This window comes from Spongiibacter sp., from assembly GCF_041602295.1.
Lineage (GTDB): Bacteria > Pseudomonadota > Gammaproteobacteria > Pseudomonadales > Spongiibacteraceae > Spongiibacter.
Genome location: NZ_JBFIGO010000031.1, coordinates 20,021 through 28,106, shown reverse-complemented (window position 1 = coordinate 28,106; position 8,086 = coordinate 20,021). Strand labels below are relative to the sequence as shown.

Annotated in this window: 9 protein-coding genes; 3 read left to right on the top strand and 6 right to left on the bottom strand. The window is 55.6% G+C overall.

Going from position 1 to position 8,086, the window contains the following annotated elements; genetic code table 11:
* Window positions 1-76: 76 nt before the first annotated feature.
* The 6 genes from mnhG to ABYM29_RS07465 form a co-directional block, all read right to left on the bottom strand.
* Window positions 77-391 carry a monovalent cation/H(+) antiporter subunit G gene (gene mnhG / locus ABYM29_RS07490; RefSeq protein ID WP_372864082.1) on the bottom strand — a complete coding sequence of 105 codons (315 nt, stop codon included), beginning with the start codon at window positions 389-391 and terminating at the stop codon, window positions 77-79.
* Window positions 391-672 (bottom strand): monovalent cation/H+ antiporter complex subunit F, encoded by a 282-nt coding sequence (locus tag ABYM29_RS07485; RefSeq protein ID WP_372864080.1) that lies wholly within the window; start codon window positions 670-672, stop codon window positions 391-393. Before ABYM29_RS07485 ends, mnhG begins: the two co-directional genes overlap by 1 nt.
* Entirely contained in the window at window positions 673-1,143 is a 471-nt protein-coding gene (locus ABYM29_RS07480) for a Na+/H+ antiporter subunit E (RefSeq protein WP_372864078.1), read from the bottom strand.
* Window positions 1,144-1,489: 346 nt separating this feature from the next.
* On the bottom strand, window positions 1,490-2,002 hold the full coding sequence (locus ABYM29_RS07475) for a hypothetical protein (protein ID WP_372864076.1): 513 nt from the start codon (window positions 2,000-2,002) through the stop codon (window positions 1,490-1,492).
* Window positions 1,999-3,117, bottom strand: coding sequence for a metallophosphoesterase (locus tag ABYM29_RS07470; protein WP_372864074.1), 1,119 nt, complete (start codon window positions 3,115-3,117; stop codon window positions 1,999-2,001). The genes ABYM29_RS07475 and ABYM29_RS07470 overlap by 4 nt, the downstream gene beginning before the upstream one ends.
* Entirely contained in the window at window positions 3,114-4,865 is a 1,752-nt protein-coding gene (locus tag ABYM29_RS07465; RefSeq protein ID WP_372864072.1) for an alkaline phosphatase, read from the bottom strand. Before ABYM29_RS07465 ends, ABYM29_RS07470 begins: the two co-directional genes overlap by 4 nt.
* Before the next feature lie 204 nt (window positions 4,866-5,069).
* Between ABYM29_RS07465 and ABYM29_RS07460 the strand changes: the two genes are divergently transcribed.
* The 3 genes from ABYM29_RS07460 (at window position 5,070) to ABYM29_RS07450 (ending at window position 7,656) form a co-directional block, all read left to right on the top strand.
* Entirely contained in the window at window positions 5,070-6,014 is a 945-nt protein-coding gene (locus ABYM29_RS07460) for a glutathione S-transferase family protein (RefSeq protein WP_372864070.1), read from the top strand.
* A 24-nt stretch (window positions 6,015-6,038) separates the two neighbouring features.
* The gene (gene arfB, locus ABYM29_RS07455) at window positions 6,039-6,452 is read left to right on the top strand and encodes an alternative ribosome rescue aminoacyl-tRNA hydrolase ArfB (protein WP_372864068.1); all 414 of its coding nucleotides are present in this window, start codon (window positions 6,039-6,041) and stop codon (window positions 6,450-6,452) included.
* 328 nt (window positions 6,453-6,780) lie between these two features.
* On the top strand, window positions 6,781-7,656 hold the full coding sequence (locus ABYM29_RS07450) for an HDOD domain-containing protein (protein WP_372864066.1): 876 nt from the start codon (window positions 6,781-6,783) through the stop codon (window positions 7,654-7,656).
* Window positions 7,657-8,086 lie beyond the last annotated feature (430 nt).

Genomic DNA, 8,086 nt, shown 5'->3' with positions numbered 1-8,086 from the left:
GTGGCAATCAGCATACTGAGCAAACTGATATCAATAAGCAGTTCTATGACGTATTCCTCCTATACAGCTCGTTCACTCAGCGCCCATTCGACTTGTCGGTCAACGGCTGCAGCCCCGACTTCCAGGCCGCTTTGCCCAAGGCATGGCTGGCCGTTGGCCCGGTAATCAATAGGAACAACATGATCATAATCAGCTTGGCTAATACCAGGCTCCAACCGGCCAGCAACATCAATGCCAGCAAAATCATCACCGCTCCCAAAGTGTCGGTGATACCCGCGGCATGCATGCGGCTATACACATCGGGAAAACGCAGCACACCGAGCCCACCGGACAACACCAGAAAACTGCCAATCGCTAACAGGGCGGAACTGATTACATTGAAAATATCCATTACTGCTCATCCTCCGCCGCGCCGGCTTTCTCGGCCTCGAGATACTCAATCAGGCGCAACATACCAATCACACCAATAAAATTAATCAGTGCATAGACGATGGCAATATCAAGGAACTCTGGACGGCCAAATAAGAAACCAATAACGGCTATTAACAGCACCGTCTTGGTACCGAACATATTGGCGGCGAGTATACGGTCAAACACCGTGGGGCCGACAAAGGCGCGTGACAGCGCCATTGCCATTACCAGGAGCAAGGTCATAGTGGTAACAATCAGCATCTATTCTTCCAATCCGCACACCCGGCGACCCATTTCACCGCGCTTAAGCTCGGCCATCCCCTCGCGACTCAGGGAGTGCACCAAAATATAGTCATCCTCAACTTCCACCGACAATGTGCCCGGCGTTAAATTGATCGAGTTGGCGTAGATCACCCGGCCGATATCGGTTTTCTGCTCTGCCGGGACTTTTTCAAACTGCGGGCTGATTGCCGAGCGCCCGCGCCACACGCGACTGACGACATCGATATTGCTGCGAATAATTTGCTGGAATAGCCAGAGGTAATAGAAAGGCAATTTAGCCGTGAGATGAATCGGCTGAGACTCGTGATCAACCACATCCATACGGTGGCTAATCCACAGCACTAGAACAACGGAAAACGCGCCAAAGCTGAGTAACAAGGCATCATAGTGACCTGAGTTGGCCAGCCAGATGGCCGTCAATACCAGGGTCACACTGGCGGTATGTCGCATAACTCTCCTAGTCGCGAAAGCAATCGTTGTGCAGTGCTGCCGACCGCGCATAGCAGCTGCGTACTTAGCGTCTGCACCCTCAGTCGGCGCAGTCCCGCGCACAACGATCTGTTATTTTATTGACCCAGATCATACCAAAAGCCGCAACAAATTGGCGGCAGTGGAAAAAATGGCTGGCCGATTGTAAAAAAGCTTCTCTTGCCGAGTCCAGAAAAATCGGCCGCGCGCCACCGCCGGCTCCAGTCCCGCCCCATTGTGGCGCAAGCTGCACCACACTTGCCAGCCAACGCCCCAAAATACAGCAGCGCCAAGGTTAAAAATACGTCAACAATAGCGATAACTTCAATCAGTGGCTAGCGAAGCGAAGACTGGACAACCACTGATCGACCTGCTGAATCGCCGCGGCGCTACTGCCAGGCCGAAATGCGGCAGTCAGCGCATAGCCACGATCACCCGCCACCACATAGTAAAGCAATAACTCATTGTGCTGAGGGCCATATTGGGCGCTGGCACGCAAGCGCAGCGCCGGGTAACCGGCGAGTTGCCGCTGCTCGCGCTGGTGAAATTCGCTGTGGCGGGCAAATCGCTGCAGGCGACTCAGGCGAAAGTCCACATAGTCGGCCAGGCCACGCCCCAACTCGCGCGCATCGTTAACGTCGATACTGAGATAGCGAAGTTCCCCTTGCAGGGCAGCCCCCGGCTGCGGCCGCGCCACCACCGCACTCCCCAAATAGTCATTCTGCCATCCCATCGACGCCGGCAGTTCCAAGGAAAAACCATGGCGTGCACTATGGTAGCGATGATCCGGCTCGGAACAGGCGGCCAACAGCAGCCAGCCGACCAGCAGTATGCCCCTCATGGCTGTTTGGTCAGCACGTGTTCGAACACCGGCAGGGGTCGCCCGGCGTCGTCGACATTGTAGGGAGTACCATCGGGATAGAGCGCATAGGCCGCCCCAACCAGGCGGTCTTCACGCAACTCGATCCAGAAAAAGCCCCAGCTCATACCCAACTGGAAATAAGCGTCGTTGCGCGTTGCGTCAAAGACCTCGCGACTTTTGGCACCGGCACCCGAGACAATCTGCTGGGTTTTACCGCAGCCCGGGGCGGGCCTGAGCCAGTACAACTCGTGATCGTGGCCGGCGATAAACAGGTCCACTTCATTGCAAATTGTCGCCTCGAGAAAGGCCTTGTAATCCTCCCCTCGACAACTGTCACTCAGTCGCAGCGGGCCTGCACCCAGACAGGGATCGGGGTTGGTGCCCTCGTCAAATTGCCCGGCGTTGCCATGTGGACCATTCGAGGCGTAGGGGTGATGGGCCAGAGCAATTTTCCAATGCGCCGAGCTGCTCGCCAACTGCTCCTGAATAAAGGTAGTTTGAGCGAGAATATAGGCATCCAGCGCCTCTCCCCGCCACTGTGGGCTGACATCGTCAAAGAAATGGGTAATCGGGCTAGAATCCAAGGTGTACAGCTGAACGAAATCAGCGTCGCCGGCACGACTGGCAAAAGATTGCGTGTAAAAACGCTCTGGCATTTTCCAGCTGCCCGAGGGCGACACCTCGGTATACTGCACCTGAAAATCCCCCTTGGCATTGTGTGCACCCTCGCCAATATCGGTCATCGCATTGTCGTGGTTGCCCAGCGCCACATAAAAGGGAATCCCCAACTCTGCATAAGGCTGCTCGAAGGCCTCCCGGAACAATGGATCATCAACGCCCTCTACCCCTTTTTCATACATATTATCGCCGGCCAACACCGCGAAATCGCAGCCACGCAGGGCGCAGACCTGCTTCATCATGGCGGCTACCTCGTACTGCAGATGACTGGGGTCGCCATCTTGACCAGTGCCCGTATCGCCAATGGCAATAAACCGTAGCAAGGGCTCTGACAGCGGCTTGGCCGAATCGGAAGCGCTTGAGCCGCCACAGCCCGCCACCAGTAGCAACAAGGAAATTGCGAATAAGGTTTTCATCGTGGAATCCCCTCGTAGGGCGCCAATGCCGGCGGACTGGCTTTCGGCGAACTCGCCGCCGCGCTACTCTGCAAGTGATTGTCACCGCTTGCCGTAAAATGGGCGGCGGCCATGCGCTCGCCCCGCGACGGCCCGGCAATACTGTCCACAAACCAGTGCTCCCCCTGGCAGCGTTCTGCGGTGATATCCAATAATAAATAACCGTGCTCGCGCAAATTGACGTACTTCATATGCGGATTTACCAGGCGCAAGCCCTCCTCGCCCAGCTCGCGCACCTCGTCCAAGCCCGGCGACGACACCGAGGTTGCGACAAACTCGACAGCCATGGCACCCGCGCCGCTTTGCGGGTTGTACGCCGCAGGATTATTCGGGTCTTCTGTAATATCCATACTCCAGGCGGTATGAATATCACCGGTGAGCACGACGACGTTGTCAATCGCCGGCGCGCCCTGTTCACCGCGTATCATCCGCCACAGCTGCTCTCGCGCTCGCGGATAGCCATCCCACTGATCGGTATTTAAAAACACCCCGCCCTGACCACCGGGATTGGCGAGGTTCAAGGCGTTGGGCTCACCCACCAACTTGAGTTGGCCAAACATAATCTGCTGGCCCAGCACGCGCCAGCGACTGCTGCTGGTGGTCAAGGCCGCGCGCAAAAACTGACTCTGAGCATCACCGAGCAGCTCACGCCCCTCACTGGCAATCTCCCCGGCATCGACAAACCCAAAACCGCCGAGCCCCGGTATTTGCTCTGGCAGACTGCCCGCCACTTGCTGATCGCGACCGACAAAACGCGTGTCGAGCATGATGAGATCGAGCAAATCACCGAACTGAAATTGCCGATAAATACGCGCGCGATTATCCGGCTCAGGCAAGCGAATCGGCATCCACTCACTGTAAGCCTGCAGGGCAATGCCCGAGCGAGTAGCCCAGTCGCCCTCGCCTTCATTGTGATTCTCGGCGCCCCCCTGCCAAGCATCATTGGTGAATTCGTGATCATCCCACACACAAATAAACGGGTGCTGTTGGTGACAGCGCTGTAAGTCAAGGTCGCGCTTGTACTGGGCGTGGCGCTGACGATAGTCGCTCAAGCTGACCATTTCATGACCCGGCTCGTAGATGCGGCCGCCGGCCTGAACATTGCTGCCATAGCCATCGTTGCCATATTCATAGAGGTAGTCACCGAGGTGAATCACGCAATCCAGGTCTGCGCGCTCGGCCACTCGCCGATAAGCGTTGAAAAACCCGTGGGGAATACTTGCGCAGCTCAGCACCGCCAGGCGCAGATGGTCAACTGAACCTTCGGGCAGCGTCCGCCCACGACCGACTTGGCTAACAAAATCCAGTGCCGCAAAACGGTAGTAGTAGGTGGTTGCTGCGGTGAGTCCCGTCACATCGACTTTAACCGTGTGATCCCTATCGGCGTCAGCGGTGACCACACCCTGGGCAACAAGTGCATCGAATGACGGCGAGTCCGACAACTCCCAGCTCACTTCACAGGGCAAGTCGCCCACGACACTCACTCGCGTCCAGATAATCAGCGCATCGCTCAACGGATCGCCACAGGCCACGCCGTGTTGAAACGGCGACTGCGCTTGAGAAATCGCCGCTTGCCGTGCGCCCTGCCCGGCCACACTGACCGCCGCGCCACTGGCCGCCGCGACCACCCCCACTGCCGCGCCGCCAAAGCCAAGGCGCCTCAAAAAACTGCGGCGCGACACGCCGCGACGAGATTTTCGTCGACCCATCTGTATATTTCCCCCAGGCTGAGTGATTTTTTATTGTTAAGTGTTACATGTAAACATTGCAGCCCTGTGACAACTTAGCAGCTGACACTCATTGCGCAACAACGAAATCGATTTTTTGATCAAAACCAGCAGAAAACTCGACCCATAGACACCCGCGACCTCCCTATACTTAACGGCAATTGGCCAACAGCATGAGGGCAGGAAATGGGCTTACTAATCGACGGTAAATGGCAAGACAAGTGGTACGACACCGCCAGCACCGGCGGCGAATTCAAACGTGAACACGCTCAGTATCGCCACCGTATCGGCAGCACAGACTTTCCCGCTGAGGCCGGCCGCTACCACCTCTACGTCTCGCTGGCCTGCCCCTGGGCCCATCGCTGTCTCATTTTTCGACGCTTAAAAAAACTCGACGCCTTGATCAGCGTTTCAATCGTCAGCCCCATTATGCTGGAGCAGGGTTGGAGTTTTGATCAGGGTCAGGGCAGCAGCGGCGACGCACTCTACGGCCTGGAATTTCTTCACCAGCTGTATACCCGCGACCAGCCAGACTACAGCGGCCGGGTCACGGTGCCGCTGCTGTGGGACAAACAACAGCAGCGCATCGTGAACAATGAGTCCGCCGACATTATTCGGCAATTCAATAGCGCGTTTAATCACATCACCGGCGACCAGCAGGATTTTTACCCGGCCGACTTACGCCACGACATTGACCAAATCAACGAACAGATCTACCACAACGTCAATAACGGTGTGTATCGCTGTGGCTTCGCCACTTCTCAGCAGGCCTACGAAACCGCCTTTAAGGCCCTGTTCGACAGCCTCGATCAGCTGGAGCTGCGACTGCAGCAACAGGCCTTTTTAGCCGGCGAACAGCTCAGCGAGGCGGACTGGCGTTTGTTCACCACGCTGATTCGCTTCGACGCGGTCTACCACGGCCACTTTAAGTGCAACCGCCAGCGACTGGAGGATTACCCCGCGCTCAGCAACTACCTGCGCCAGCTCTATCAGTGGCCCGGAATCGCCGACACCGTGGATTTTTCTCACATCAAACGGCACTATTACATCAGTCACCCAACCATTAACCCCACACAAATTGTGCCTCTAGGTCCCGCTATCGACTTTACGCGACCCCACAACCGCGGCTAACAGCCGCGACGGCACCGGAGCCCCATGCTAGAAATTTCCAACGCAGTCAGCCTGCCCGACAAAGAGATAGAGCTCAGCGCCATTCGCGCGCAGGGCGCCGGTGGCCAGAACGTCAACAAGGTTTCCAGTGCCATTCATCTGCGCTTTGATATTCGCGCCTCGTCACTGCCGGAGTTTTACAAAAACGAGCTATTAGCGCTAAAAGACCAACGCATTAGCAAAGACGGCATTATTATTATCAAGGCCCAGCAGTACCGCACCCAGGAACAAAACCGCGACGACGCCCTGCAGCGTCTACAAGCTCTTATTCGCAGTGTGGCCGTCGCCCGCAAAGCCCGACGTCCGACCAAGCCCAGCAGAAACGCCAAGGCAAAGCGCATGGACAGCAAAACCAAGCGCGGCAATATTAAAGCGATGCGCGGTAAGGTGATGGATTAACACCTCGCCCGCTTTCAGCCACCGCGACCGCAACTGGCCGCACCGCAATACGAGGAAAATATTTTTAAAGAAACACCGCTCACAAAGCGTTTACATACCACTGCCTAGACTCTTCGTTTATCACATAGCCGCCACGCCGAGTATTAGCGACAAAAATCGCTCCCGGATACTTTGCCGACTCTGACAATTGCCCAAATAACAGCTTTCAGCCAAAGCCTGCCGGTTGCAGGCCACTTATGGGTGTTGATACTTATTGTCCCAAACATCACTACTATGCAAATGTGTTAGAACAGAATTCCCTATCATTTTATGCTTGAGGCCCAACTAAATGCTCGACGCCAAATCGCTGGTGGCCGAAGTCAGTTCATTGATTTCCTTCCCCAGCGTTGCCATTGAAATTAACCGGCTGCTTAACAGCGAGAAAAGCACCGTAAGCGAAATCGCTGCGGTCATCGAGTCTGATCCCGCATTGACCGCCAAGTTATTAAAGGTCGCCAATAGCGCCTTAGTACAAGGCCGTGGCGAAATCGACTCTGTAGGCAAAGCGGTAAACCGCATTGGCTCGCGAATGGTCAATGAGCTGGTAATGGGCATTGAGGTCGCGCGCTGTTTTGAAGGGTTAGATAACGACTTGATCAGCGTCGAAGATTTTTGGCGTCACAGCCTGCAGTGCGCAACGATTTGCCAACAGCTAGCGGCACTCACCGGCGCGCGCGACAGCGGCGCAGCATTTACCGCAGGGCTACTGCACGATATCGGCCAACTGATCATGTACAGCACACTGGGTGAACAGATTGAAGACTGCCTGACAGACTTCATGGGCAACGGCCGCATTAAGTCCACCTACCACGCCGAACAGCAATTCTTTGGTTTCGACCATTGCAATGTCGGCTTGGAATTGGCCATCCAATGGCAGCTGCCACTATCTCTGCAGCAGTGCATTTACGCCCATCACCAACCATCGCGGCTACCGGCGGCGGCCGATATCGTGCACATTGTGCACTTGGGGAACCTGCTCGCCCAATATCACGAACAGTGCCAAGGCGGCGATCAAACCGAAACCGAAACGGCCGCTGCCCTAAAAGCCAGCGACAGTTGGCGGCGCCTGCAATTATCACCGGAGTGCGCCAACAACATCATTATTGATGCCCAAGACACCACAGAACTTTTACTCGGCAACTTCGTGAAAACACAGGCCGCTTAAGCCAATTCACAGCACATTCATAAATCAGCCGAAGTACTTAGCTTCTGCCTGTTACCTCGCTGCCCCTCGGATTTACCGTATATCCATAAACAAAAAAGATTCGGACACTAGCGACACTAATGCAGACCTGCTTTAGGTGTTGAGTCCTCTCGGCACCCCTGGATCACAGGAACTGCCCAACAATGGCTGAGGCGCAATGGAAATACGGCAATGAGTCACCGGCACTCAATCAAGGTAATTTGCGCATATAGCCACTTACAAGCTACTAGCATTACGCCTCCCTCGATAAAAAACCGTCGCATCCGCCCTACTAGTATCGTCAGCCAACACCGACCAATCGCTGCCACCCCTCACCGCCGGCTTGGCAAGCTCGAGGTTTCCCTCTATGCCCCTGCTCCAAAAACTCACTTTAAATTTTTGTGCATTTGCC